This window comes from Gracilibacillus massiliensis (genome assembly GCF_001458115.1).
GTDB lineage: Bacteria > Bacillota > Bacilli > Bacillales > Amphibacillaceae > Gracilibacillus > Gracilibacillus massiliensis.
Genome location: NZ_CZRP01000013.1, coordinates 1,515,565 through 1,541,685, shown reverse-complemented (window position 1 = coordinate 1,541,685; position 26,121 = coordinate 1,515,565). Strand labels below are relative to the sequence as shown.

General features: G+C 36.5%; 25 protein-coding genes. 18 read left to right on the top strand and 7 right to left on the bottom strand.

Features of this window, described 5'->3' with window-relative positions; genetic code table 11:
• The first annotated feature begins 216 nt into the window (after positions 1–216).
• The 13 genes from mnmE to rpsR all read left to right on the top strand — a co-directional run bounded on the left by mnmE (position 217) and on the right by rpsR (position 11,780).
• Positions 217–1,593: a tRNA uridine-5-carboxymethylaminomethyl(34) synthesis GTPase MnmE gene (gene mnmE, locus BN3107_RS19035; protein WP_058309193.1), complete on the top strand. Its 1,377-nt coding sequence runs from the start codon at positions 217–219 to the stop codon at positions 1,591–1,593.
• Positions 1,594–1,615: 22 nt separating this feature from the next.
• Positions 1,616–3,508, top strand: a complete 1,893-nt coding sequence (gene mnmG / locus BN3107_RS19030) for a tRNA uridine-5-carboxymethylaminomethyl(34) synthesis enzyme MnmG (RefSeq protein ID WP_058309192.1) — start codon at positions 1,616–1,618, stop codon at positions 3,506–3,508.
• Positions 3,509–3,523: 15 nt separating this feature from the next.
• A complete protein-coding gene (gene rsmG, locus BN3107_RS19025; protein ID WP_058309191.1) occupies positions 3,524–4,237 on the top strand; it encodes a 16S rRNA (guanine(527)-N(7))-methyltransferase RsmG in 714 nt (237 codons plus the stop codon).
• Positions 4,238–4,498: 261 nt separating this feature from the next.
• Positions 4,499–5,359, top strand: a complete 861-nt coding sequence (gene noc / locus BN3107_RS19020) for a nucleoid occlusion protein (protein WP_058309190.1) — start codon at positions 4,499–4,501, stop codon at positions 5,357–5,359.
• Between the two features lie 182 nt (positions 5,360–5,541).
• Positions 5,542–6,303 (top strand): ParA family protein, encoded by a 762-nt coding sequence (locus BN3107_RS19015; protein WP_058309189.1) that lies wholly within the window; start codon positions 5,542–5,544, stop codon positions 6,301–6,303.
• A complete protein-coding gene (locus BN3107_RS19010; RefSeq protein ID WP_058309188.1) occupies positions 6,296–7,132 on the top strand; it encodes a ParB/RepB/Spo0J family partition protein in 837 nt (278 codons plus the stop codon). Before BN3107_RS19015 ends, BN3107_RS19010 begins: the two co-directional genes overlap by 8 nt.
• A gap of 72 nt (positions 7,133–7,204) precedes the next feature.
• Positions 7,205–7,909, top strand: coding sequence for a DUF554 domain-containing protein (locus tag BN3107_RS19005; RefSeq protein ID WP_058309187.1), 705 nt, complete (start codon positions 7,205–7,207; stop codon positions 7,907–7,909).
• Between the two features lie 75 nt (positions 7,910–7,984).
• On the top strand, positions 7,985–8,995 hold the full coding sequence (locus BN3107_RS19000) for a YkvI family membrane protein (RefSeq protein ID WP_058309186.1): 1,011 nt from the start codon (positions 7,985–7,987) through the stop codon (positions 8,993–8,995).
• Positions 8,996–9,038: 43 nt separating this feature from the next.
• Entirely contained in the window at positions 9,039–9,233 is a 195-nt protein-coding gene (locus tag BN3107_RS18995) for a DUF951 domain-containing protein (protein ID WP_058309185.1), read from the top strand.
• 205 nt (positions 9,234–9,438) lie between these two features.
• Complete coding sequence (ychF, locus tag BN3107_RS18990; protein WP_058309184.1) at positions 9,439–10,539, top strand: redox-regulated ATPase YchF; 1,101 nt, start codon at positions 9,439–9,441, stop codon at positions 10,537–10,539.
• A gap of 147 nt (positions 10,540–10,686) precedes the next feature.
• Entirely contained in the window at positions 10,687–10,977 is a 291-nt protein-coding gene (rpsF, locus tag BN3107_RS18985; protein WP_058309183.1) for a 30S ribosomal protein S6, read from the top strand.
• Positions 10,978–10,992: 15 nt separating this feature from the next.
• Positions 10,993–11,529 carry a single-stranded DNA-binding protein gene (gene ssb / locus BN3107_RS18980; RefSeq protein ID WP_058309182.1) on the top strand — a complete coding sequence of 179 codons (537 nt, stop codon included), beginning with the start codon at positions 10,993–10,995 and terminating at the stop codon, positions 11,527–11,529.
• Between the two features lie 20 nt (positions 11,530–11,549).
• A complete protein-coding gene (rpsR, locus tag BN3107_RS18975) occupies positions 11,550–11,780 on the top strand; it encodes a 30S ribosomal protein S18 (protein ID WP_058309181.1) in 231 nt (76 codons plus the stop codon).
• A gap of 380 nt (positions 11,781–12,160) precedes the next feature.
• Here the strand turns inward: rpsR and BN3107_RS18970 are convergent, their stop codons facing one another.
• The 6 genes from BN3107_RS18970 to BN3107_RS18945 form a co-directional block, all read right to left on the bottom strand.
• Positions 12,161–12,814 carry a DUF2306 domain-containing protein gene (locus BN3107_RS18970; protein ID WP_058309180.1) on the bottom strand — a complete coding sequence of 218 codons (654 nt, stop codon included), beginning with the start codon at positions 12,812–12,814 and terminating at the stop codon, positions 12,161–12,163.
• 14 nt (positions 12,815–12,828) lie between these two features.
• Positions 12,829–13,416, bottom strand: a complete 588-nt coding sequence (locus BN3107_RS18965; RefSeq protein WP_058309179.1) for a TetR/AcrR family transcriptional regulator — start codon at positions 13,414–13,416, stop codon at positions 12,829–12,831.
• Between the two features lie 246 nt (positions 13,417–13,662).
• On the bottom strand, positions 13,663–14,319 hold the full coding sequence (locus BN3107_RS18960; protein WP_077065182.1) for a class F sortase: 657 nt from the start codon (positions 14,317–14,319) through the stop codon (positions 13,663–13,665).
• 64 nt (positions 14,320–14,383) lie between these two features.
• Positions 14,384–15,721 (bottom strand): LPXTG cell wall anchor domain-containing protein, encoded by a 1,338-nt coding sequence (locus BN3107_RS18955; protein WP_058309177.1) that lies wholly within the window; start codon positions 15,719–15,721, stop codon positions 14,384–14,386.
• A gap of 768 nt (positions 15,722–16,489) precedes the next feature.
• Positions 16,490–17,275, bottom strand: coding sequence for an anti-sigma factor (locus BN3107_RS18950; RefSeq protein WP_058309176.1), 786 nt, complete (start codon positions 17,273–17,275; stop codon positions 16,490–16,492).
• On the bottom strand, positions 17,268–17,831 hold the full coding sequence (locus BN3107_RS18945; protein WP_058309175.1) for an RNA polymerase sigma factor: 564 nt from the start codon (positions 17,829–17,831) through the stop codon (positions 17,268–17,270). Before BN3107_RS18945 ends, BN3107_RS18950 begins: the two co-directional genes overlap by 8 nt.
• A gap of 430 nt (positions 17,832–18,261) precedes the next feature.
• On the opposite strand from BN3107_RS18945, the gene serA reads away from it, so the two are divergent.
• Positions 18,262–19,848, top strand: coding sequence for a phosphoglycerate dehydrogenase (gene serA / locus BN3107_RS18940; protein ID WP_058309174.1), 1,587 nt, complete (start codon positions 18,262–18,264; stop codon positions 19,846–19,848).
• Between the two features lie 255 nt (positions 19,849–20,103).
• On the opposite strand, the gene BN3107_RS18935 is transcribed toward serA, so the two are convergent.
• Positions 20,104–20,877 carry an HAD family hydrolase gene (locus BN3107_RS18935; protein WP_058309173.1) on the bottom strand — a complete coding sequence of 258 codons (774 nt, stop codon included), beginning with the start codon at positions 20,875–20,877 and terminating at the stop codon, positions 20,104–20,106.
• A gap of 206 nt (positions 20,878–21,083) precedes the next feature.
• Between BN3107_RS18935 and BN3107_RS18930 the strand changes: the two genes are divergently transcribed.
• The 4 genes from BN3107_RS18930 (at position 21,084) to dnaB (ending at position 25,901) form a co-directional block, all read left to right on the top strand.
• Positions 21,084–22,016, top strand: a complete 933-nt coding sequence (locus BN3107_RS18930; protein ID WP_058309172.1) for a YybS family protein — start codon at positions 21,084–21,086, stop codon at positions 22,014–22,016.
• A gap of 29 nt (positions 22,017–22,045) precedes the next feature.
• The gene (locus BN3107_RS18925; protein ID WP_058309171.1) at positions 22,046–24,025 is read left to right on the top strand and encodes a DHH family phosphoesterase; all 1,980 of its coding nucleotides are present in this window, start codon (positions 22,046–22,048) and stop codon (positions 24,023–24,025) included.
• A complete protein-coding gene (gene rplI, locus BN3107_RS18920; RefSeq protein ID WP_058309170.1) occupies positions 24,022–24,468 on the top strand; it encodes a 50S ribosomal protein L9 in 447 nt (148 codons plus the stop codon). The genes BN3107_RS18925 and rplI overlap by 4 nt, the downstream gene beginning before the upstream one ends.
• 71 nt (positions 24,469–24,539) lie before the next feature.
• Positions 24,540–25,901, top strand: a complete 1,362-nt coding sequence (gene dnaB, locus BN3107_RS18915; RefSeq protein WP_058309169.1) for a replicative DNA helicase — start codon at positions 24,540–24,542, stop codon at positions 25,899–25,901.
• Positions 25,902–26,121 lie beyond the last annotated feature (220 nt).

The window sequence follows — 26,121 nt, the reverse complement described above, 5'->3', positions numbered from 1 at the left end:
CGAAGTAGTTCGGCGAAGAAAAACTTGAAGTTGTGAATGTTTTTGGTTTTTAAAAGTTATTCACATGTGGATAAAATATTTTGAAAGAAAAAGTAGAAACTAAGTGTGGATATCTTTTCAATTGGTATAGTTTTGTGCTATTCTAATAAGTTAGTGACACTAAACGATAAAAATGAGTGATTAATATAGAGAGACTTAAAAAATGGAGGTGAAAATATGGAGAAAGATACGATAGCAGCGATTTCTACGCCAATTGGAGAAGGAGCGATAGCCATTGTTCGATTGAGTGGGGAAGAAGCTGTAACAATAAGTAATAAACTTTTTGAGGGTAAAGACCTAGAGCAGGTGGAATCACATACGATTCATTATGGCAAGATGATTGATCGACAAACAGGTGAAATGATGGAGGAAGTAATGGTCACGGTAATGCGTGCACCCAAAACCTTTACCAAAGAAGATGTGGTAGAGATCAATTGTCACGGCGGTCTGGCATCTGTTAATCGCTTGTTAGAACATGTATTGTTGCATGGGGCACGTCTTGCAGAACCTGGTGAATTTACCAAACGTGCTTTTTTGAATGGTAGAATTGATTTGTCACAAGCAGAAGCTGTCATGGACTTGATTCGTGCTAAAACAGATAAAGCGATGAACATTGCACTTAAACAATTAGATGGTAAATTATCAAAACTGGTACATCAATTACGACAAACATTAATAGAAACTGTTGCACATGTGGAAGTTAATATCGATTACCCAGAATATGATGATGTCGAAGAGATGTCCCATCAGATGTTGAGAGAGCGAACTCAAGAAGTATATCAAGAAGTTGAAAAACTTCTAAGCATGGCGAAACAAGGGAAGATTTTACGTGAAGGAATTGCCACGGCAATCATTGGCCGCCCGAATGTTGGAAAATCCTCCTTGTTAAATGCGTTTGTTCAAGAGACAAAAGCAATCGTTACCGATATTCCAGGTACCACAAGGGATGTTATTGAGGAATATGTCAATGTTCGCGGGATTCCGCTTAGATTAGTGGACACTGCAGGTATTCGAGAAACGGAAGATATTGTAGAAAGAATTGGTGTCGAACGTTCGCGTCAAGCTTTAAAAGAATCGGATTTAATTTTGTTAGTGTTAAACTATGGGGAAGAACTTACAGAGGAAGATCGTAATCTTTTTAAGGCAGTCGAAGGATTAGAATATATTGTGATTGTGAATAAAACCGATCTTGAAGCGAAACTGGATGTAGCGGAAGTAAAACAGCTCGCAGCTGATCAAAAAGTAATCACTACTGCCTTAATTGAAGATAAAGGGATGGACGATCTAGAAGAAGCGATTGCAGATACTTTTTTTGAAGGAGAATTAGATGCTGGTGATCTCTCCTATGTATCCAATGTTCGCCATATTCAACTGTTGCAACAAACGTTAACAGCTTTAACGGATGCAGCAGAGGCAATGGATGCAGATATGCCGATTGATTTAGTGCAGATTGATGTAACAAGGGCTTGGGAATTGTTAGGTGAAATTGTTGGAGATACAATGCAGGATAGTTTAATTGATCAATTGTTCTCCCAATTTTGTTTAGGAAAATAAGAAAATTAAAGGAGGATCAGCAATGTCAACTTATGAAGCTGGTCAGTATGATGTGATCGTAATCGGTGCAGGACACGCAGGGGTAGAAGCTGCTTATGCTGCTGCCAAAAGAGGTGCGAAAACATTAATTTTAACATTAAATTTAGACATGATTGCCTTTATGCCATGTAATCCATCAATTGGTGGCCCTGCAAAAGGGATTGTTGTGCGTGAAATAGATGCGTTAGGCGGTTTAATGGGCAAAGTGATAGATAAGACCTATATTCAAATGAGGATGCTTAATACTGGTAAGGGACCCGCAGTAAGAGCGTTACGAGCACAAGCAGATAAACCATTATATATTCAAGAAATGAAAAAGACGTTAGAACAAGAAAAGAATTTGACGCTTCGTCAGGGAATGGTGGAAGAACTGCTTGTTGAAGATGGTGAGTGTAAAGGTGTTATCACAGAAACGAAAGCACTGTATCGTGCTAAATCTGTCATTATTACGACAGGTACTTTTATGCGTGGACGTGTCATTACTGGTGATATTTCTTATGAAAGTGGTCCGAATAACCAACGTGCCAGTGTGAAATTAGCAGAAAATCTTGAGAAAATCGGTTTTGATCTGGTTCGTTTTAAGACGGGAACGCCACCAAGGGTGAATAATCATACGATAGATTATTCGAAAACAGAAATTCAGCCAGGGGATGACAATCCACAACATTTTTCCTATGAAACTACAGAAGAAATTGTCGATCAAATTCCTTGCTGGTTAACGTACACTAATGAAAACACCCATGCAATTATTAATGACAACTTAGGATTATCTGCGATGTATTCAGGGATGATTAAAGGCACAGGACCTCGATATTGTCCATCAATTGAAGATAAAATTGTTCGCTTTCACGATAAACCACGTCATCAAATTTTCTTAGAGCCTGAAGGACGGAACACAGATGAAGTGTATGTCCAAGGGTTATCTACTTCATTACCAGAGTATGTTCAACGAGAAATTTTACGAAGTATACCTGGTTTAGAAGAAGCGGAAATCATGCGTGGTGGTTATGCGATTGAGTATGATTCAGTAGTACCAACTCAATTATGGCCTACATTAGAAGTTAAAAATGTCGAAGGACTTTATACAGCTGGACAAATTAATGGAACATCGGGTTATGAGGAAGCAGCAGGGCAAGGTCTGATGGCCGGTATCAATGCAGCAGCAAAGGCTTTAGATGCAGAGACGTTAATTTTAGATCGTTCTCAGGCTTATATTGGTGTGTTAATTGACGATCTTGTAACAAAAGGTACAAATGAACCATATCGACTATTAACATCTCGTGCCGAATATCGTTTGTTATTACGCCATGATAATGCGGATTTACGACTAACAGAAATTGGTCATCGTATCGGTCTGATTTCGGAAGAACGTTTTAATCGATTTGAAGAAAAGAAACAACTTATAGAAGAAGAAAAAGAGCGATTAAGTAACATCCGATTAAAACCGACAGAACAATTACAGCAATTAATGGAATCGATTGGTGGTACAAGGTTGAAAGATGGTATTTTAGCGTATGATTTATTAAAAAGACCTGAAGTTACCTATGATGTAATTCAGCAGGTGGCTCCTTCTGAGAAAGAGTTAGCGTATGATGTGAAAGAGCAAGTCGAGATTCAAATTAAGTATCAAGGGTATATTTCAAAATCAAATCAACAGGTAGCGCGAATGAAAAAAATGGAGAATAAAGTGATACCTGATAACATTAATTACGATGATATTAGCGGATTAGCAACAGAGGCACGAGAGAAACTAAAACAAGTGCGACCGTTATCAGTCGCGCAAGCTTCAAGAATTTCAGGTGTAAATCCTGCAGATGTATCGATTTTATTAGTTTATATTGAACAAGGGAATGTAGCTAAAGTATCGAATGAATAAAAGAGGAGTGGAAGAATGAATCTCCAGTCTTTCCAAGCATATTTAAAGAAAGAAGGCTTCACGCTTTCCGATCAACAATTACAACAATTTGACACATATTTCCATACATTAGTTGAGTGGAATGAAAAAATGAATTTAACAGCTATAACAGAACGAGAAGAAGTATATGCTAAACACTTTTTCGATTCATTAACAGCAGCATTTTATTTTGATTTCTCGAATGAATTACATGTATGCGATGTGGGGGCTGGGGCAGGTTTTCCCAGTATCCCCTTAAAAATATTGTTTCCAAATTTAAAGGTGACGATTGTTGACTCATTAAAGAAACGAATTACTTTTTTAAATCACTTGGCCTCAGAATTAGAATTGGAAGGTGTGTCCTTCTATCATGACCGTGCTGAATTGTTTGGCATTAATGATAAATTCAGACATAAATTTGATGTAGTGTTGGCCCGTGCAGTTGCAAGAACATCAGTTCTGTCTGAATTATGTTTACCTTTACTCCGAACCAATGGAACGTTTATTGCGATGAAAGGTTCTAATATTGAAGAGGAATTAAATGATGCGGAAGATGCTATTGAGTTACTTGGTGGCAAAATAAATAAAGTCGAACATTTTATTCTACCGGAAAATAATGGGGAACGAAATATATTAATTATCGATAAAAAGAGAAAAACACCTAAGAAATTTCCGCGGAAACCAGGTGTTCCGAATAAAAATCCTTTATAATACCCCGTGACAAATGTTAATTTTTAAAAATAATTTATATTTTTTATCGCTTTTTGTATTTTTGTGATAAAATGATAGTAACAGATTACTAGTTATGTTCCACGTGAAACATTTTGGAATATAAAACGGCTTCAATGACTTGCTTAAATCCCTGTTTTAAGCAAGTTTTCCCATTTTATACTTTAATATATATTAATTGTGCAGGTAAAATAGTTTTTTATTTTTATAAATTAGGTGAAGAAAAAAAAGGTGGTGTTGATTATGTTACACCCATTTGGTCGTATTTTTGGTATTGGTGACAAAGTAGAAGAGGACTTTATAGAAGATACAGAGAGTTTACAAGATGAAGTATTATTCTTGAAGATTGACTCAATTGAAGCAAATCGTTACCAACCAAGATCAATATTTAATGAAGAAAAGATCAAAGAATTAGCACAAACGTTACATACACATGGTATGATTCAACCGATTGTCGTTCGCCCAATCGAAAATGAAATAGACAAATATGAAATTATTGCAGGTGAAAGACGTTGGCGTGCAGCAAAAAGTCTTGATTGGGAAAAGATACCTGCCATTATTCGTGAAATGACGGATAAGGAGACCGCATCGGTTGCATTAATAGAAAACCTGCAACGTGAGGAACTGACAGTAATCGAAGAAGCTATTGCCTATGATAAATTAATCGAAATGCACGAATTAACACAAGAAGCACTTGCACAACGGTTAGGGAAAAGTCAATCTACGATAGCGAATAAAATGAGACTGCTAAAATTACCTGATGAGGTGCAACAGGCAATTTTACAAAAAGTGATTACAGAAAGACATGCACGAGCGTTAATCGGTTTAAAAAGCGAAGAGCTTCAATTAAAAGTATTACAGCAAATCATCGATAGAGATTTAAATGTGAAGCAAACAGAAGCACAAATTGATCGATTAATGGCAGATAAAAAGAAGCCTAAAAAACCGCGTCTTAAAGGAATCAATAAAGATATGCGTATCGCTATGAATACAATCAGGCAATCCTTAGACATGGTGTCTGATACAGGTGTTGATTTGGAAACAGATGAACAAGATCATGAGGACTTTTATCAAATAACTATTAAAATCCCTAAGAAAAAATGATGTTAGAACAGACCCATCTTTAAGAAATCACAAAGATGGGTTGTTTTATGATAACAATAGGATCTAGTAGTTATCGTTTTTGAATCAATAGAACTATTTATTAACTTTTTATAAAAACAATTATTTATTTGTTTGAATTAGTGATAAAATAAAAGGAAATGAAGCAAGAGGTAGGTGGCATCATGGGAAAAGTAATAGCCGTTGCAAACCAAAAGGGTGGCGTCGGCAAAACAACTTCTTCAGTTAACTTGAGTGCAGGATTAGCACATTTCGATAAAAAAATATTATTAGTAGATATCGATCCGCAAGGAAATGCTACTAGCGGTGTAGGGGTTAATAAAGCAGATGTTAGCCACTGTATTTATGATGTATTAGTAGATGATATAGAAACTAGTAAAGTGTGCATACATACGGAAATTCCTAATTTGGATATTATTCCTGCTACCATTCAGTTAGCTGGAGCGGAAATTGAACTAGTATCGACAATTTCACGTGAAGTGCGATTAAAAAAAGCAATTGATAATATAAGAGATCAATATGATTTTATTATTATAGATTGTCCTCCTTCACTAGGGTTATTGACCATCAATGCGTTAACCGCATCTGATACTGTCTTAATACCTGTGCAATGTGAATATTATGCATTAGAAGGTCTTAGTCAATTGCTAAACACCATTCGTTTAGTACAAAAGCATTTAAACAAAGAATTAATGATTGAAGGTGTTCTACTAACAATGTTAGATGCCAGAACGAATTTAGGTTTACAGGTAATAGAAGAAGTAAAGAAATACTTCCAGGATAAAGTCTATCAAACTGTAATACCAAGAAATGTTCGCTTAGGAGAGGCACCAAGTCATGGGCAACCAATAATAACATATGATTCTAAGTCGAGAGGTGCAGAAGTATACCTTGATTTAGCGAAGGAAGTGATTGCGGATGGCTAGAGGATTAGGGAAAGGATTAGATGCCTTTTTCCCTGAAATAGAGGAAAAAGAGTCCGATAATATTGAAGAGGTTGAATTAAAAAAATGTCGACCAAATCCATATCAACCTAGAAAAGTCTTTGAAGCTGATGCAATTGAGGAATTAAAGGAATCTATTATTCAGCATGGTATATTGCAACCACTTATTGTCAGAAAAAGTATTCGAGGTTACGAAATCGTTGTTGGCGAAAGACGATTCCGAGCAGCAAAAGAAGCTAATTTAGAAGTTATTCCTGTTGTTGTCAAAGATTTAACAGATGAGCAAATGATGGAATTAGCGCTATTAGAAAATATTCAACGTGAGGATTTATCACCAATTGAAGAAGCGACAGCATATGATCGTCTCATTAATGAATTAGGGACAACCCAGGATGAATTGGCTAAACGGCTGGGGAAGAGTAGGTCACATATTGCGAATCTAGTACGCTTGCTAAGTTTGCCTGAAGATATTATTGCTCAAATAAGTCATGGTGAATTATCGATGGGACATGGGAGAGCACTTTTAGGCTTAAAAGATAAGCAAAAAATCAAACCTGTGGCAAAGCGAATAACAACAGAGAAATTAAACGTTCGTCAAGTTGAAGCGCTAATCAATGAGTTAAATAATCAACCCGTGAAGCAAAAGAAAAAGAAAGAGATAAAAGACGTTTTTATTGTGGAAAGAGAAAATCATTTAAAAGACTTCTTTGGGACAAACGTTAAAATAAACAAAGGCAAACGCAAAGGAAAAATAGAAATCGAATTTTTCTCGGATGATGATTTAAATCGTATTCTGGATAAAATGGATTAAGTAATGGTCTGATTGTTTGCTAAACACAAATAATCAGACCTTTTCATTATAGTGGAAGAAGGTGAAAAGAGTGTGGCATTATTAGGAACATTAATCAATGGGTTATGTATTATTATAGGAACTGTTTTAGGACTTGTTTTTACAAATATACCAGAAAGAATGAAAACAACTGCATTGCAAGGCATAGGGTTAGTAGTTTCGTTAATAGGAATACAAATGGCGATTCAAGCTGAAAATATTGTCTTGATTCTATTAAGTCTATTAATTGGAGCAGTAATCGGATCCGGTATTCATCTCGAAGATAAGTTAAATATCATCGGTGAAAAAATAGAACGAACAGTGAATAAAAAAGGAAAAAGTAATTTAACAGAAGGTTTTATTACGGCTAGCTTAATATTTGTTGTCGGTGCTATGGCTATTGTAGGAGCGCTTGATGGTGGATTAAGAGGAGACCATGAGGTACTAATCACCAAAGCTTTTTTAGACGGCTTTATGGCAATGGTATTAACGACAACATTAGGTTATGGTGTGATTTTCTCGGTAATTCCTGTAGTACTTTATCAGGGCTCTATCGCTTTGTTAGCAGTACAAATTAATAAATGGCTACCCCAACAAGTCTTAGATGGCTTTATTAACGAAGTGACGGCTATTGGTGGCTTATTAATACTAGTAATCGGCTTAAACATTCTAAATATCACAAAAATCAAAATAGGAGACTTCCTGCCAGCTATATTTATTTTTATCCTATTTTATTTTAGCTATTCTTTTCTCATTTAAGTTAAAAATTTATCACATACCTTTGTCCTCTGTCGCATATTTTTAATATATCTAAAGCTTTTTGGAGGCAAAGGTATGTGGAAATCAGGCTTGAAATGGATGTTCTTAATCATCGGAACAATGGTAGGGGCAGGATATGCGTCAGGAAGGGAGTTATGGCAGTTTTTTGGACATGAAAGTGGACTAGCTATCCTATTGTTTACCATATTATTCATCTGTTCCGTTACGATTACAATGATGGTTAGTTATCAGAATAAAACTGAAAATTATTATAACTTATTAGAAATTATATTAGGAAACAAAGTAGCTAGATTTTATGACGTTCTCATTTTCTTTTATTTAATGTCTACTACTGTAGTTATGATCGCTGGCAGTGGAGCAACATTTGAAGCGATTTTCCTTTCCAAATGGGTTGGAATTCTATTTATTGTTGTTTTTATCATCATCCTATTTGTAAAAGGTATCAATGGTATACTTACTTTCAATGTTGTCATTTTACCTTTGTTGATTGTTGGTTTGTTATCTATTCTATTAATTTATACGTTTGATCAAAAATTAACCTTTTTATTAGCGCTTGATCATCAAGCAAATTGGACGGCTGCATTTACTTTCACTGCATTAAATATTTTATCTATTTTGGCTGTGATAGGGGCAGTAGGAGACAAGATAAAATCAAAAGGGGAAATCTTCATCGCCAGTATTGGTAGTGGTCTCATACTTGGCCTTACTTCGTATTTATACAACAATAGTTTAATTCAAATATCCGAAATCATTATATTATATGAAATTCCATTGTTTGCGATATTAAAAAATTACCCTAACTATACGTACATCATCATGACAATTTTATTATGGTTTGCCATTTTCACAACAGCGATATCTAGTATGTTAGGACTTGTTACAAGATTGGCTCGATTTCTTAAATATAAAATGTGGCATATTGCCCTTGTTGTATTAGTTCTATTAACACCTTTAACAAAAATCGGGTTTTCAACTTTAATTGCATTGTTATATCCGATATACGGAATCGTGAATTTATATTTACTTTGCGCTATCTTACTATTTCCATTTTATAAAAAAATCTAATATAATAGGGGATGAATAACATGGGCGTTGAAGAGGTGATAAGATGGAACGAAAAGAATTTCAGTTACATGATATAGTAGAAATGAAAAAACCTCATCCATGCGGTGAAAATCGCTGGAAGGTGATTCGCATGGGGATGGATATCCGGGTGAAATGTGAAGGTTGTGGACATAGTGTCATGATCCCACGCAAACGATTTGAACAAAAAATGAAAAAAGTACTTGTACATGCGGAATAAAAAATGTTTCACGTGAAACAAATTCTCTTTTTCTACTAGTTGTTTTTATACAAAATTGCTTTTTTATATAAAAGAAAGTTAAAAATCAAGGGGCTAAAACCCTTGATTTTCGTTTATTAATAACTTGTCAATTAGAGAAAGTATCACTATAATTGGTATGACTGATACGTTCATATGGACGGAATCCTTAAGGAGTGAAAGTTACATGGCATTAACAGCAGGAATTGTTGGTTTACCTAACGTGGGTAAATCAACGTTATTTAACGCAATAACACAAGCAGGTGCAGAATCAGCAAATTATCCATTCTGTACGATTGATCCCAATGTTGGGATTGTAGAAGTTCCAGATGAAAGACTGCAAAAATTAACAGAACTAGTAAAACCGAAAAAGACCATTCCAACTGCATTTGAATTCACAGATATTGCTGGGATCGTCAAGGGTGCGAGTAAAGGGGAAGGACTTGGTAATCAGTTCCTTTCACATATTCGTCAGGTTGATGCGATTTGTCATGTTGTTCGTTGTTTTCAAGATGACAATATTACCCATGTGTCTGGAAAAGTAGATCCTATTTCAGATATCGAAACCATTAATTTAGAGTTGATCCTAGCTGATTTAGAAACAGTATCAAAAAGAATTCAACGTGTCGAAAAAATGGCAAGACAAAAAGACAAAGAAGCAATGGCCGAATTAGAAGTCCTTACTAAATTAAGAGACGGATTTGAAGAGGAGATCCCCGCTCGTGCAGTAGAGTTTAATGAGGAACAACAAAAATTGGTGAAGGGACTCCATTTACTAACAAGTAAACCTGTCATGTATGTAGCCAATGTAGGTGAAGATGAATTATTAGAAGTGGACAACAATCAATATGTACAGCTAGTGAAAGATTTTGCTAGGAAAGACGAAGCAGAAGTTATTGTTGTTAGCGCAAAAGTAGAATCGGAAATTGCTGAATTAGATGGTGAAGAGAAAGAAGAGTTCTTAGAAGAGTTAGGTATAGCGGAATCAGGATTAGATCAATTGATTAAAGCTACCTATCAATTGTTGGGATTAGCAACATACTTTACAGCAGGTGTGCAAGAGGTACGAGCATGGACCTTTAAAAAAGGTATCAAAGCACCACAGGCAGCAGGTATTATCCATAGTGACTTTGAAAAAGGCTTTATTCGTGCAGAAACGGTATCTTACGATGACTTGGTTGAAGCTGGGTCCGAACAAGCTGCCAAAGAAAAAGGGAAAGTACGATTAGAAGGTAAGGATTATTTAGTAAAAGACGGAGACGTTATGCACTTCCGTTTCAACGTATAACAGGATCACTTTCGACAAGTTAACTTAATTAATATTTGCATTGATTAAGAAAAATTGGTATAATATCTTATTGTGAGTAATGAGACTATTACTCCTTGCTCTATTTACCAAAATAGAGCCGCCAAGACCAAAAGGAGGTGTAAACGGATGAATAAATACGAAATCATGTACATCATCCGCCCAAATATCGAGGAGGAAGCTCAAACAGCTTTAATAGAGCGTTTCAGTGGTTACCTTACGAACAATGGAGCGGAAATTGAGAAAGTTGAAGAAGTAGGTAAGAAACGTCTTGCTTATGAAATCAACGATCACCGTGATGGATATTATGTAATTATTAACTTTAAAGGTGACGAAACAGCAATTAACGAATTTAATCGTCAAGCGAAATTCTCTGATGACATTTTACGTTACATGGCAATTCGCGAAGACGAACAATAATAAGGAGTGGTTCTGATGTTAAATCGTGTCGTGCTTGTCGGCAGGTTAACGAAAGATCCTGATTTACGTTATACACCAAATGGCGTAGCCGTAGCTAATTTCACAGTAGCTTGTAACAGACCTTTCTCTAATCAACAAGGTGAGCGAGAAGCAGACTTTATCAACTGTGTAACATGGAGAAGGCAAGCGGAAAATCTTGCAAACTACATGGGTAAAGGAAGCTTAATCGGTGTAGACGGTCGAATTCAAACTCGTAGCTTTGATAATCAGGAAGGTCAGCGAGTCTTCATGACAGAAGTAGTAGCAGATTCAATCCAGTTCTTAGAATCAAGAGGTGGATCTGGTGGTGGACAACCTAATACACAGGGATCTCAAGGATATAATCAAAATCCGAATCAGAACCAACCGAGTCAAGCAAACCAGAATCAATTTAATCAGAATAATAACAATCAAAACAATAACCAAAATAATCAAGGAAATAATAGTGGCGACAATCCATTCCAAGATAGTGGAGAGCCGGTAGATATTTCTGATGATGATTTACCATTTTAATTTAAAGGAGGTTTTTGATTATGGCAGCTCGTCGTGGACGCGCAAAGCGTCGTAAGGTGTGTTTCTTTACAGCGAACGGTATTACACACATCGACTACAAAGATGTTGATCTATTAAGAAGATTCGTTTCAGAACGTGGGAAGATTCTTCCTCGTCGTGTAACAGGAACTTCTGCAAAATATCAACGTAAATTGACAAGAGCAATTAAACGTGCTCGTCAAATGGCTTTATTACCTTACGTTAATGACTGATATTGAAGAAGAAGCACTATAGAGATCTCTCTATAGTGCCTTTTTTATAATAAGCAAGGAAAGTATATGATCCGCGATATCAACGTATTTTCAATGTAGCCATTTTGAATTGTAGCGTATATGAAGCCACCACTACGGCTGTCCACTTCCCTTTCCACGGGATTTTCGACTAAGCTAACTTTAGTAAGCACAGATCGCTTTCTAAAGTGGATCTTAGGCGAAAATCATCCCGTAGGAGTGGAAGAGGACGGCCTACGCTATAATGAGCTTTTCCCGGTTTTTCTTAAAAATTTAAATATCAATGTAGAATTGGAAATTGGAACAGGTGCAAGTAAAAGGTTCTTCTTTGAGAGCTTTGAAAAATATCTATGCAATTATATTTAAGCATATGATTGATCAAGTGGATCATTTTTTAAAGTAGTACTCATTTTCCGTACGTAGAGCTCTGCTACAAGAAGATTCGGTACCCAACATAACCAAGATATGATTGTATAGCTTGTTTCATAGTTTTCGATCCCAGCGGTTAATACGAATAAAGGAAGCCATAGCCTAAGTGTGACCGCAGCAAAGGTTAATAAGTAATTCCGAATCATCCATTTACGGTGCTGCTGGACTTTTCGTTGTTTGATCTTATAAAAAGCCATACCACCAGTTAAAAGCCAGAAAAATGCTAGGAAGCCAAATCCTAAAGTAGATATTAGGCCACCTGTTGCTTCAAAGGATAAATAAAAACCAGTCATTCCCCCAAATAATATACAAGTTAAATACACTTTTCCAAAAAGTTTATGTCTTTCTCTATTTTTATTTCTTATTTTCCTAGATAAAAGAAAAGGTCCTAATGCTAAAGCAAGTAAACTTGAGAATGCATGAATGTATAACATAATGTACCAAAATTGGTTTAATACGTCGCCCATTTGAATTTTTGACATAACAAATCCAGACTTACTAGGTCCTAATACAAAATACTGAACTAAAGAATACCCAGAAATGCAAAGAGCAAGAATCGTACCTATAATCCAAATTGCATTTTTCAATTTATTCCCACCTTTTATTTAATAATTCCATTCAGATAAGTATTGATATGAAAAGAAATAAGATCTTGCTTTTGTTTCCAAGGAAATGTCTGGAATGAAATTAATAAAGATGCTATCCCATGTAAATGAGCCCAAATCGATTGACTTATGATTACTGCGTCCTTTTCATTTATCCAACCTTCCTTTATACAATCTTCCACTTGATCAACTAAAAGTTGAAACCCTCTTAAACGATCACTTTCCATTAAAGATATATGATGCTGATTTTCAAGATTTTGAACAAAAATTAATTCGTAATATTCAGGGGAGTCTATGCTAAATTGAATATATGCATGTAGGAGTTTTTTTAATCTGATAGGTGTGTCCTCATCCTCTTGAATAGGGGCCTTTAGAGCTGAATAAAATAATTGATAGCCATCTTGTAGTAGATGGAAAACAAGTTCATCTTTATTTTGAAAGTAATTATAAATATTTGTTGGAGAGTACCCAACGGTGTTTGCAATTTTTCGCATAGATACTTGGTGGTAGCCTTCTGAGATAAATAAAGAGCGGGCAGCATCTATGATTTTTTGTTTAGCTTCTTCACCATTTGACTTCTTCATTATTAACCTCCTTTTATATTAACGGTGTTAACTTAACAGTGTTAATATACCAAAAATATACAAAACTGTCAATTTTAATTTAGAAATAATTGCAAATGAATGGAGCTAAAGATATGCATAATTTGTAAGTTTAAAGGCTTATATATGGTTAGAGACAAGAGCAATTAAACGTGCTCGTCAAATTGTGCTTTTACCTTATGTAAATGATAAATATAAAAAATGCTGCTATCTAAACAGCAACATTTTTTAAGTGTTATTGGATTTTAACTCGGCATATACCACGAGTCTGTCAACTCTTCCTTGGATTTCTTCGTCAAACCGCCCTTCACATGTAATCAAATTCAGCATACTACGATAAGTGAAACCAAACACTTCTTCTAATGGAGCATCTTCTCTAGGATATACTTCATTCCTTTGAACGACAAAAGTTATTCTAGCGCCCTTATCATTTTCTAAATAAATTTCGTCACCTTCAGATAGTTTATTTAGATCATAGAAAACGGCAGGATTAACTGTATCATCGACATGGCCCGCAATGACTGCATTACCAGGGCTTCCTGGGAGGGTTCCATCTTTATACCATGCAACATTATCTGGACCATCGGGTACACCCATTTTGCCATTTTCCAGTAATCCTACATATTCAATAGAGGCATCAACTTCAATAGCGGGAATAATAATTCGTGTTGGTTTCATACCTGTTCTTTTATCTTTTATGATCGGTTTCGGATCTAGATTAGCAGTTTGATTGCTATCTTTTGATGGAGTAGGAGTTTCCATTTCGTTGGCATTTTCTACTTGTTTGGTATTTGAGGGGTTCGCACTAGCTGTTTTATCTGATTCTGTAGTGGAACATCCTACTAATATTGCTGTGATCAAGAGAAAATAGATGATTTTTTCCATAAGGTTCACCAACTTTTTATAAGAATATCCGGTTAAGTCGTCTAACTTAACCGGATTTTTCTTACTATTTTTCTGCATTTCTTCTATTGTAGTAATATCCTCCACCTGCAACTAAAACTAGTAATCCAGCGATTGTCCATAATGCTGTGAAATTGTTGGTTTCAGTCGGTGCAAGTCCAGTTTTAGGCATTTCAGAAGGCATGTTATCTTTAAAGTTTTCAGGGAATTGATCGACAAAAGCTCCTGATAATCCTTTTGCTGGTATAAACATATGAGCATAAGCTTCACGAACATGATCGTAAGCTTCCTGATAGTTACCTTCTACATAGTTATCAAAAGCGCCGATTAATTGCTCAACATGCATTTGAAGTCCTTCTGCTAAACCATCTGCCGCAACACGACCTTCAGTAGCCGTATCGATAAACTGTGAAAATTCCTGTCGGTAATCAGCTAAAGCGTCTAATGCAGCTTGTTGTGCCTCTTCATCTTCTGCACCGGTAGCTTCTACATAGTCTACAAAGTTGCCGATGTGTGCTGCCCACATTTCTTTGAACTGTTGTCCAGCTTCGTCTCCATAGACAGAGGCAATCGCGTCAGCTAAATCTTCGGTATTGGAATTTAACGCATTCGCGGATGCATCAAAATCGGGAGCACCGTCAATACCATTTTGCATTGCAATTACTGCTAGTCCAGCATGTTCTGATAACAAGTAATTGAGTTCACTTCGTAAGTCATTTGCAGGTGTTACAGCTTTTGTTTCATCGAATTTTTCAGGGAATTGATCTGTAATGGCATCAGATAGGCCTTTACTTACCATATACATATGATGCATTGCTTCTCTTTCATATTCGTAAGCTTTTTCGTAATCTTCCATCACATAGGCTTCAAAAGCACCTACTAATTGATCCACGTGCATTTGAAGTCCTTCTGCAAGGGCATCCGCTTCTAATCTTTCTCCAGTAGCACTTTCTAAGAAGTTAGAAAATTCTTCTTGGTATTGAGAAAGGTTATCTAGTGCTTCTTCTTTACCAGCTTCATCTTCTTCACCAGTAGCTACGACATAGTCGACAAAGAAGCCGATATGGTTGGACCACATCTCGTTAAATTGCTGCCCAGCTTCATCTCCATAGACAGAAGCAATCGCATTTGATAAATCATCCGTGTTTTCATTTAATGCATTGGTGGAAGCGTCAAAGTCTTCAGCACCCTCAGCACCTTTTCTCATTGCTTCAATCGCTAGGTAAACGTGTTCACTTAATAAATGATCTAAGTCTGAACGTAATTCACTGGCTGGTGTATCTACTGTCGGCGACGGATGGTCCTCAGCATGAACAGCTCCAACCAATCCAATCCAAATAAGTAAAACAACAGACGTTAGCGTTAGTGATTTTTTCCAAAACATGTTATAACACACTCCTTTAAATTTTTATTTCACCAAGCATACGGAAGAAAAAATCATTTGGATCACAAAAAAATAAAATTTTCTAATTTTTTTGGTAAGTAGAAGTATATAACCGTTGGTATTACAGCATTTTGGTATCCAATTCCCGTTTTAAATATGAAACAAAGTAAGATATAGTTGATTAGTTATGTTATTTATTATGAGAGTTATCGTGTGCAAGGAAATCGCTCCGGCTGTCCACTTCCCTTTTACCACGGGCACAAGTGCAACATCTACTCAAGCAAGCTTTCGTAGTGTTTTCTATGCAGTGGCGTTTTCCCTTCAGCTAACTTTTTCGAGCACAAACCGCTCAAAAAAGTGGATCTTCAGGGAAAACGGATGCCACAGGAGTGGAAGCGGACGGCCTACGCTATAAAGTGGTTCTACAACGTTTGTGACAGCTAACTTGTCGAGGTTTATAAATAAAAGTCGCCATATCACTACTTACACCCATTGTAGCGCATTATGTAGCGCAGGCGGCCACTTCGACTCCTAAGGGATCAGCGTGATCTTCTTTACAAAGTTAGCTGAAGACACGCCCCTTGGATAGCGAAGTGGGCAAGCCGTAGCGGGTGTTAAATCTATTATCCATTTCAAAATTACTACTAAAAGGACCGGGGGGCTTCCCGGTTTTTCTTAAAAAAAGTGAGGTTTTTAATCAGTGGGATATCGAAGACGTTTTGCGTTGTAATAAAAACAGAGGCTACCACGTATGGTAACCTCTGTTTCTTATCCTTCTATACCAGCGGCTAATATAATATCGCCTTCAGGTGTTTGATTATTGGGGTTAGGTTCAAGTGTGATCGCAATTGTATCCCAATTGACGTCAGCTTCCTCTAAATCTGTTAGTGAGAATGCTACAGCACCATTTCCGTTATCATTTGGTACAAAGGTACCTGCTCGATGAGGTGTTTCGCCTTCTAACAACCATACCTGATAAGCTTCTTCCTTATCGATGTCACTCAAGTTTTCTGCGTGAACTACTAATAGTTTCTCCTCTCCATTTTGAATGAAGGAGGCTTGACCTGATGCATCCATGATCTCTGTATCTTGTAAGGAAACAACATTTAAGATTTGATCAATCGCTTCCTCTTGTTCTGTAGAAGTTCCATTAGGCTGATTGAGAAGATAGATATTCCCTATTAAAGAGAGTACCAAAGCAGCAGCCAGACCATTTTGGATAAAAGAGGAATATTTTCTCTTGAATTTCGACTTGTTTGTTTCTTCTGCTAGTGGCTTTTCTAAGACAGTTTTTGCATCTGTTTCCTCTTTCGTATTTTTTTCCGCTTCTTCTTGTGGTTGAGTTACCACGTTATTTAAAACTCTATTTTTCATACCTTGATTGGGTGTAATAGGTTCAGATATAAATGGTAAGTCTTCTGTTAATGATTGTAATTCAAGTAATTCCTGTTGACAGGTCTCACATGATTCTAAATGTTCTTCAAATCTCTGTTGTTCATCTATATCTAATTGATGATTAAAATAATCAATTAATTGTTCACATTGCTTATTCATTTATATCCCCCCTTTGATCCAAGGCTATGATATGCTTTTTCATATGTTGGAGTGCTAGCCTGACTCGACCTTTCACAGTTCCTAATGGTATATTTAACTGTTCTGCAATTTTTTGTTGAGACAACGCCTTGAAATAAAATAAGGTAATCACTTTCTGCTGATCCTCATTTAATTGTTGCATCGCCTTCTTTATATTTTGACTTTCTTCTTTCCATTCTAATTCTTCTTCCAAGGAAGGCGCCTCATTTTGTAATGCATCTCTTTCTTCTATAGAGTAATGGCTTGTTTTCTTTTTTCTCATTATATCGATAGCAGCATAGCGTGAGATTGTCAGGAGCCAAGAAGAGAATTTCCCTTTAGAAGAGTCGTACATCCCTTTTTTTGTCCAAACCTTTAGAAAGACTTCTTGGATAACCTCTTCGGTTATTTCACGATTATTGGTTATTTTAAAAATAAAAGAAAATAATAACTTTTCGTACTTATCATATAAGGATTCTAGTGCAGTTTGATCCCCATGCTGAATGTTTTCGTATAATTTTACGTCTTGTTCATTCATGGCCTTCTCCTTTGCTGTAAGTTTTATCTATTATAAAAGAGAAAAAGAGCAAGAACAAATATTTATATAGCTAACGGAAAATTTACACTTTTGGATGTGATATTTTTTCTAAAAGCAAGCAAGGAATATATATAGACGAAATATAGACTAGAAATTTTAGTGAATGTTCGTAATTTGATCAAAAAAAGCATCGATATTAATAATAAAGATCATTAAAAACAACTAAACACGATTAATGCCCTTGACATTATCACGAATTTTGCTATGATTGAAGGATAAATTGAGTAGTAATAGAGGAAATAAAAGTGCTATAATAGATGGAAATGGATAGTAGATAACTTTTTTAGTGAAAATATTCACGAATTAAATGTTATAATTTAAATAAGTGAATATCAAAAAGAAATTACCATTAATAATGGAGGGGACAACCATGGCTTTTAAAGTATTAATCAGTGATCCGTTAAGTGAAGATGGAATCCAACCGTTACGTGAGGCAGACAATATTGAAGTGGACGTTCAGACAAGTTTATCAGCTGATGAATTAGCAGAAAAAATTGGTAACTATGATGCATTACTTGTACGTAGTCAAACCAAAGTGACTAGAGATATTATTAGTCAAGCATCTAATCTTAAAATCATTGGTCGTGCAGGTGTAGGTGTTGATAACATTGATTTAAGTGCAGCAACTGAATATGGTGTAATCGTAGTAAATGCACCAGATGGTAATACCAATTCTGCTGCAGAGCATACGGTTGCGATGTTGATGTCATTAGCACGTAAAATCCCTCAAGCCTTTTTAGCATTAAAGAATGGAAAGTGGGATCGTAAAACACATGTAGGGGTCGAATTGAAAGGTAAAACATTAGGTGTTATTGGTATGGGGAGAATTGGCGCAGAAGTAGCTGCACGAGCGAAAGGCCAACGCATGAACATTATTGCGTATGATCCTTTTTTAACAAAAGAAAGAGCGGATAAACTTGGAGTAGACTTTGGCTCAGTAGAAGATGTCATAGTAGCTGCAGATTTTATCACAGTACATACGCCTTTGATTAAAGAAACAAAACACTTATTAAATAAAGAAGCGTTTGAAAAAATGAAGGATGGAGTACGCCTTATTAACTGTGCTCGTGGTGGGATTATCGATGAGGATGCTTTATATGAAGCAATTAAATCAGGAAAAGTAGCAGGAGCGGCATTAGACGTATTTGAAGAAGAGCCTGCAACAGACCATCGCCTGTTAGAATTGCCAGAAGTAATCGCAACACCACACTTAGGTGCAAGTACGGTAGAAGCACAGGAAAATGTAGCGATCGATGTTAGCCATGATGTGGTACGTTACTTAACAGAAGGAGTAGCGAAAAACCCTGTTAATTTACCTGCAGTGCCAAAAGAAATCATGAACAAGATTGAACCATATTTCCATCTATCTGAGAAATTAGGTACTTTCTTAACATACTTAACGAGCGGTGTAATCGAAGAGATTAACATTTCTTATTCTGGTGAATTAACGGAAATGGAAGTAGCACCACTAACCCGTAATACAATTAAAGGTTTACTAAAACGTCATCTTGGTGACCATGTTAATGATGTTAATGCTTCTTATTTAGCAGAAAAACGTGGCATTCAAGTCAATGAAAATAAATCTTCTACACCAAAAGGATTCACCAATCTACTTAAAGTAGAAGTGAAAACCAAAAATGTCACACGTTCTATTTCTGGTACATTACTGAATGGTTTAGGACCAAGAATTGTACAAGTAGATGCATATAGTGTTGATGTTGTACCCGAGGGTAACCTTGTTGTCATTAAGCACAATGACCGACCAGGTGTAATTGGTAAAGTTGGTAGTATGTTTGCAGAAAAAGGGATCAACATTGGCGCCATGCAAGTAGGACGTTCAGATGTAGGTGGAGAAGCTATCATGATCTTGACTGTAGATAAATACCTTGAAGAAGATGAAATTAAAGCTTTACAAGAAATAGACGAAATCGAAAAACTAACAGCAATGGAATTATAAACTGCAACAAAATAATTCGATAATTATAAAAATCCAAACGATGTGACTTCGTTTGGATTTTTATGCGTAGTAGGGACATATTACGCTATGCATTGTAGTAATTTTGAAACCAATAGTGTGCTAACATAGCGCTCCGGCCGCTATATTATGCAACAAAAAATATAGCATCATTCGAGTTTAATAAAGTAATAAGTATGTCTCAGTCTCTTTTTGCATCAAAATCTGCCCAATAGTAATTAATATACTAAGTATTGTTTATAGCAATGCGAATAGTTCTTCTAGGTGTTTGATTTCGTATGTTGGCTCTACTTCATTCTTCTCTTTATCCTCGCGATTAATCCAGACACTTTTAATTCCGGTACGATTCGCTCCTAATATGTCTGTCATTAAATTATCGCCAACCATCAACGCTTCTTCATTTGAAACCTCTGCAACCTCTAATACATGCTCAAAAATACTAGGGTCAGGCTTCCCTTTACCAAATCCACCTGAAATAATAATATGATCAAAATAATCATTAAGTTCAGGGGTGATCGTTAACTTAGTATTTTGCAGATCAGGAGATCCATTTGTTAACATAATTAATTGATAGTTCTTTTGTAATTTCTCTAATATCGAAAAAGTTTCCTCGTACACAAACGGACTGTTTTTACGATGAATGGGAAACTGTTCCGCTAAATAAGCACCAAATTCCTTATCTTCAATACCTAGCTGCTGTAAACCCTGTGTCCAGGCATCTCTGCGATAGTTAGGCACAATTTCAGCCATTTTCTTAAAATAGGTATGGTCATCTAAGAAATTCCCCCATAATCCTTCAAACGGATTAATGCCAATCATTTGCGTGAATTCATATGTTTCATAACCTTGATATAGAGTTCGAGCTTGTTCACGAACAGCTTCTTCTAACTTGTCAGGATCGACACCATATTTTTCTTTCGCTAATTGGCAGGTTGTTTCAAATGCTGTTTTCACACTTTTTTTATCCCATAATAAAGTATCATCAAGATCAAAAATTATAGTATTAATCATTTAGTCTACCTCCTCATTTGATTCCATACTTATTATACTGGAAACAAGGTAGAATCGTATATCATTTTCACATAAAAGCTTTAATTTGTCGCTACTACATAGTTCGTATATAATTAGAATAGAAATCAATGGTATGGAGGAAAAGCACAGCGCTTTCTTGCTGTGCTTTTTCGATCAAATAGAGCAAGTCAAAGGTGGTTTAAGCGATGAATCAACAACCGATTAAAAAAGATTTTTTCATCTATATAGGGGTTTTCTTCTTACTTATATTATTAACGGTACTAGCACCGTTTTTAGCGGGCATATTTTTATTTTTATTACCTATTCCGATTATTTTATTAATGAAGGAATACCCTCTAAAATGGACAGCGCTAGCAATAGGGATCATGTTTCTTTTTTCTTTATTGGTGTTTCCTTTCCTATCCGTTCCTTTAACAATCATAGCATTTATTAGTGGAGGGATGATTGGCTGGTCGATTACCAAACAACAACATCCATATGAAATATGGGCAAAAGGGACAGCTGGTTTTGTTTTAGGATTGGTTTTTGTTTACGCTTATATTGAAGTGGTACTTCAATTTTCGATTATGGAGAATTTCGAGAAAACCATTGATGAATCATTAAAGATGACCGAGGGTTTATTTCAAAGTGTGGGGATGGGCCAGCAAGATTTCGAAATTATACGAGAGCAGATGATGAATACGTTACAATTGATGCCGGTAATTTTGGTAGTTGTATCGATGGCGTTAGCAATCTTAACTCAGTGGTTATCTTTTAAAGTGATGAATAAATGGTATAAAGAGAAGTTTTATTTCCCTGCTTTTCGTAAACTACAATTGCCGAAAATTATATTATGGATCTATTTCTTTACGTTAATTATTTCGCTTTTTGTAGCGGATGATTATTCCACGCTTGCATCTGTTGTAGTATGGAACATCTATCATTTGGCAGGAATCCTGATCGCTTTACAAGGTTTATCCTTTATCTTTTTTTACAGTCATACAAAAGGTCAGTCAATGGCATTACCTATTATTAGTGTTCTGTTTGTAGTATTTTTTCCGCTAATAGGTCTTTATTTGATTAGAATCTTAGGTATAATTGATTTAGGGTTTGAATTAAGAAAAAGAATGGCAAAGTAAAGAGGTACTTTAGTTAGGAGCTGACAACAATGCCAAAATTTACAGATAAATCAGTTGTAATGGGACGGCATATAATAGGTATTTATCTATTATCCTTTCTGTTACTTATATTTCTGTTTTATTATCACTGGGTCCTTGGGATCATCATGGCGATATTCTTTACTGTGTCATTATATTACAGTATTAACCGTGAACGAAAACTGGTAGATCAAACAGAGGCATACATCTCGACACTTTCTTATCGGGTTAAAAAAGTTGGTGAAGAGGCTTTATTAGAAATGCCAATTGGAATCATGTTATATAGTGATGATTTTCAAATTGAGTGGGCAAACCCCTATTTGAATGAATTTACCAAGGCAGAAACCATAGTTGGCGAGAATTTAGAAGTTTTATCAGATAAAATCGTTTCATATTTGAAAGATAATAAGGAGTCCTTTTGGTTAACGATTGATGATTACGATTTCCAGGTCTACAATAAGAAAGAAGAGCGACTACTCTATTTGTTTGATCGAACAAAACAGACCGAGTTACATCAGATGTATCAAAATGAAAAAACGGTGTTAGGTATCATCTTTTTAGATAATTATGAAGAGATCACCCAAAACATGGACGATACGGCAAAAAGTCAAATAAACTCTCAGGTGACAGCAACGCTTAACAAATGGTCGCAGGAACATGGTATTTATTTGAAACGTACGTCACAGGAACGCTTCATGGCTGTGATGAATCAAAATATATTAGGGCACTTGGAAAAAATAAAATTTGAAATACTAGATGAAGTTAGGGAATTGATTACCGACAAAAATGTTCCATTGACATTAAGCATTGGCATCGGGTTGGGTAGCGAGTCGTTACCAGAATTAGGGGAGTTAACGCAATCAAGCTTGGACTTAGCGTTAGGACGAGGTGGAGATCAAGTCGTCATAAAAGATGATGAATCAGGTAAAGTTCGTTTTTATGGTGGTAAGACAAATCCAATGGAAAAACGAACAAGAGTTAGAGCCCGTGTTATCTCCCATGCCTTAAAGGAATTAGTGAAAGAAAGCGATCAAGTCTTGGTAATGGGGCACAAGGCTCCAGATATGGATTCAATTGGTTCCTCAATTGGCGTATTAAAGATTGCACAAGCAAATGATATTGAGGCATATATAGTACTGGATGAAAACGATATTGATACAGGCGTGCAGCGACTAGTAGAGGAAATGAAGGAGAAAGAGGAGCTATGGTCGCATTTCATTGACCCTGATTCGGCATTAGATATCGTCTCAAAAGACACCTTGTTGGTCATTGTCGATACGCATAAACCATCCTTGGTACAAGAGGAAAAATTAATTCATAAAACAGACCATGTGGTGGTTATTGATCACCATCGCCGAGGCGAAGAGTTTATAGATCATCCAACCTTAGTTTATATGGAACCATATGCCTCCTCAACTGCGGAGTTAGTGACAGAATTATTAGAATATCAACCAAGCAAGCTCACCTTAAATATGTTAGAATCTACAGCATTATTAGCAGGTATTATTGTTGATACCAAAAGTTTCACATTAAGGACGGGTTCTCGTACCTTTGACGCAGCTTCCTATTTGCGCTCAAAAGGGGCTGACACGGTACTTGTGCAAAAATTCTTAAAAGAGGACTTAGATATATATGTGAAACGGAGCAGGCTGATAGAGAACACGAATATTTATCGAGGCAATATCGCAATCTCTGTAGGGAATTCGCGCGAAGCCTATGGTCCTGTCGTGATCGCACAAGCTGCCGATACACTTTTAACGATGACAGGTGTCGAAGCATCCTTTGTTATTTCGGAAAGAAAGGATGGTCGTATCGGAATTAGTGCGAGATCTTTAGGGGATATAAACGTCCAAGTGCTTATGGAAAAAATGAATGGTGGTGGCCACTTAACCAATGCTGCTACCCAATTAGATGATATGGCTGTTATCGATGCCTATGAATGGTTAAAAGATATTATTGATGAATATTATGAAGGAGGAGATTCAGAATGAAAGTGATTTTTACCAAAGATGTGAAAAATACAGGAAAAAAAGGGGAAGTAAAAAACGTATCGGACGGATATGCACGTAATTTCCTGCTGAAAAATAATCTAGCGATTGAAGCTAATCAAGCAAATATGAAAGCATTAGATGCGAAGAAAAATAAAGAGAAACAACTAGAAAAAGAAGAAGTAAACGAAGCAAAACAGCTAAAAGAAAAGTTAGCGAATTTAGAAGTGAAATTAACTGCAAAATCAGGTGAAGCAGGCCGGTTATTCGGTTCGATTACAAGTAAACAAATCGCTGAAACGTTAAAGAAAGAACATAACATCAAAATGGACAAGCGTAAAATCGAACTTGATCAGCCAATTCGTACGTTAGGATATACGAATGTTCCAGTGAAAATCCATCCTGAAGTAACAGGAACAATAAAAGTACATGTTGTTGAAGTATAAGAGATAGGGGAAGGCTTATTGCTTCCCTTTTTCTGTAAGAGGGTTTAAGGCGTAAGAAGGGGTGCAAGGATATGACAGATGCAATTCAAGGACGGACACCACCACATAATATGGAAGCAGAGCAAGCGGTACTCGGAGCCATCTTTCTGGAGCCAGATGCAATCTCGAGTGCTTCTGAGATATTAATTCCAGAGGATTTTTATCGTGCAAGTCACCAGCAGATATTCCGCGTGATGTTAGAGCTTGCTGACAAAGGTGAACCGATAGATATTGTGACCGTAACGACATCTTTGGCTAATACACAACAATTAGATGACGTTGGTGGTGTTTCTTATTTAAGTGATTTAGCAAGTGCCGTACCGACTGCTGCCAATATGGTTTATTATTGTAAGATCGTCGAGGAGAAATCGATCCTTAGAAGGTTAATCCGGACTGCTACGGATATTGTGACAGACAGTTTTTCCAAAGAAGATGAAGTTGAAGAAGTACTGAATGAATCAGAGAAACGTATTTTAGAAGTATCCAATCGCAAAAACGCTTCTGCTTTTAAAAATATTAAAGATGTTTTGATGGATGTTTATGATAATATCGATCAATTACATAAGAATAAGGGCGAAGTGACGGGAATTGCCTCTGGATTCCGTGATTTGGATCGCATCACCTCAGGGTTCCAGCGCAATGACCTGATTATCGTTGCCGCCCGTCCTTCTGTAGGTAAAACCGCATTTGCTTTGAATATTGCCCAAAATGTAGCAATCAAGACAGAAGAAAATGTCGCGATCTTTAGTTTGGAGATGGGAGCAGACCAGTTGGTTTCCCGTATGTTATGTGCAGAAGGAAACATTGATGCCCAGCGCTTAAGAACCGGTGCTTTGGAAGAAGAAGACTGGGGACGTTTATCAATGGCAATGGGGAGCTTGTCTAATGCGGGAATTTTTATCGATGATACACCAGGTATCAGAGTAAGTGAGATTCGTTCAAAGTGCCGCCGTTTAAAGCAAGAGCATGGTCTTGGAATGATATTAATTGACTATTTGCAACTGATTCAAGGTAGTGTTAATTCAAAAGAGAACAGACAACAGGAAGTATCGGAAATTTCCAGGTCCTTAAAGGGCTTAGCAAGGGAATTGAATGTGCCACTTATTGCGTTATCACAGCTATCGCGTGGCGTGGAATCTCGTCAGGATAAACGACCAATGATGTCCGACTTACGTGAATCAGGAAGTATTGAGCAAGACGCAGACATTGTCGGCTTCCTCTATCGTGATGACTACTATGATCAAGAATCAGAAAAGCAAAACATAATCGAAATCATCATCGCAAAACAACGTAACGGCCCCGTCGGCACAGTCGACCTCGCCTTCGTAAAAGAATACAACAAATTCGTCGACCTAGACCACCGCTACCAAGGCAGCGACGTACCACCAGGATGAATGAGTGAAACACGGGGACGGTTCTCGTGTTTCATTTTTTTATAGGGAAAGTATATAAGCCTTGTCATGTCTAGCTCCGAGCAACCCAGAAACTAGGCGACTTCACGAATCGCCTTACGATAAAGAAGACTTGCCGATTGGTGAAACCAGAGGCTTAGTCGCACTTATGCCTTCAGGTGAAAGTCATCATCGGCTCGTAAATTCACCGTGATTCCTTTAT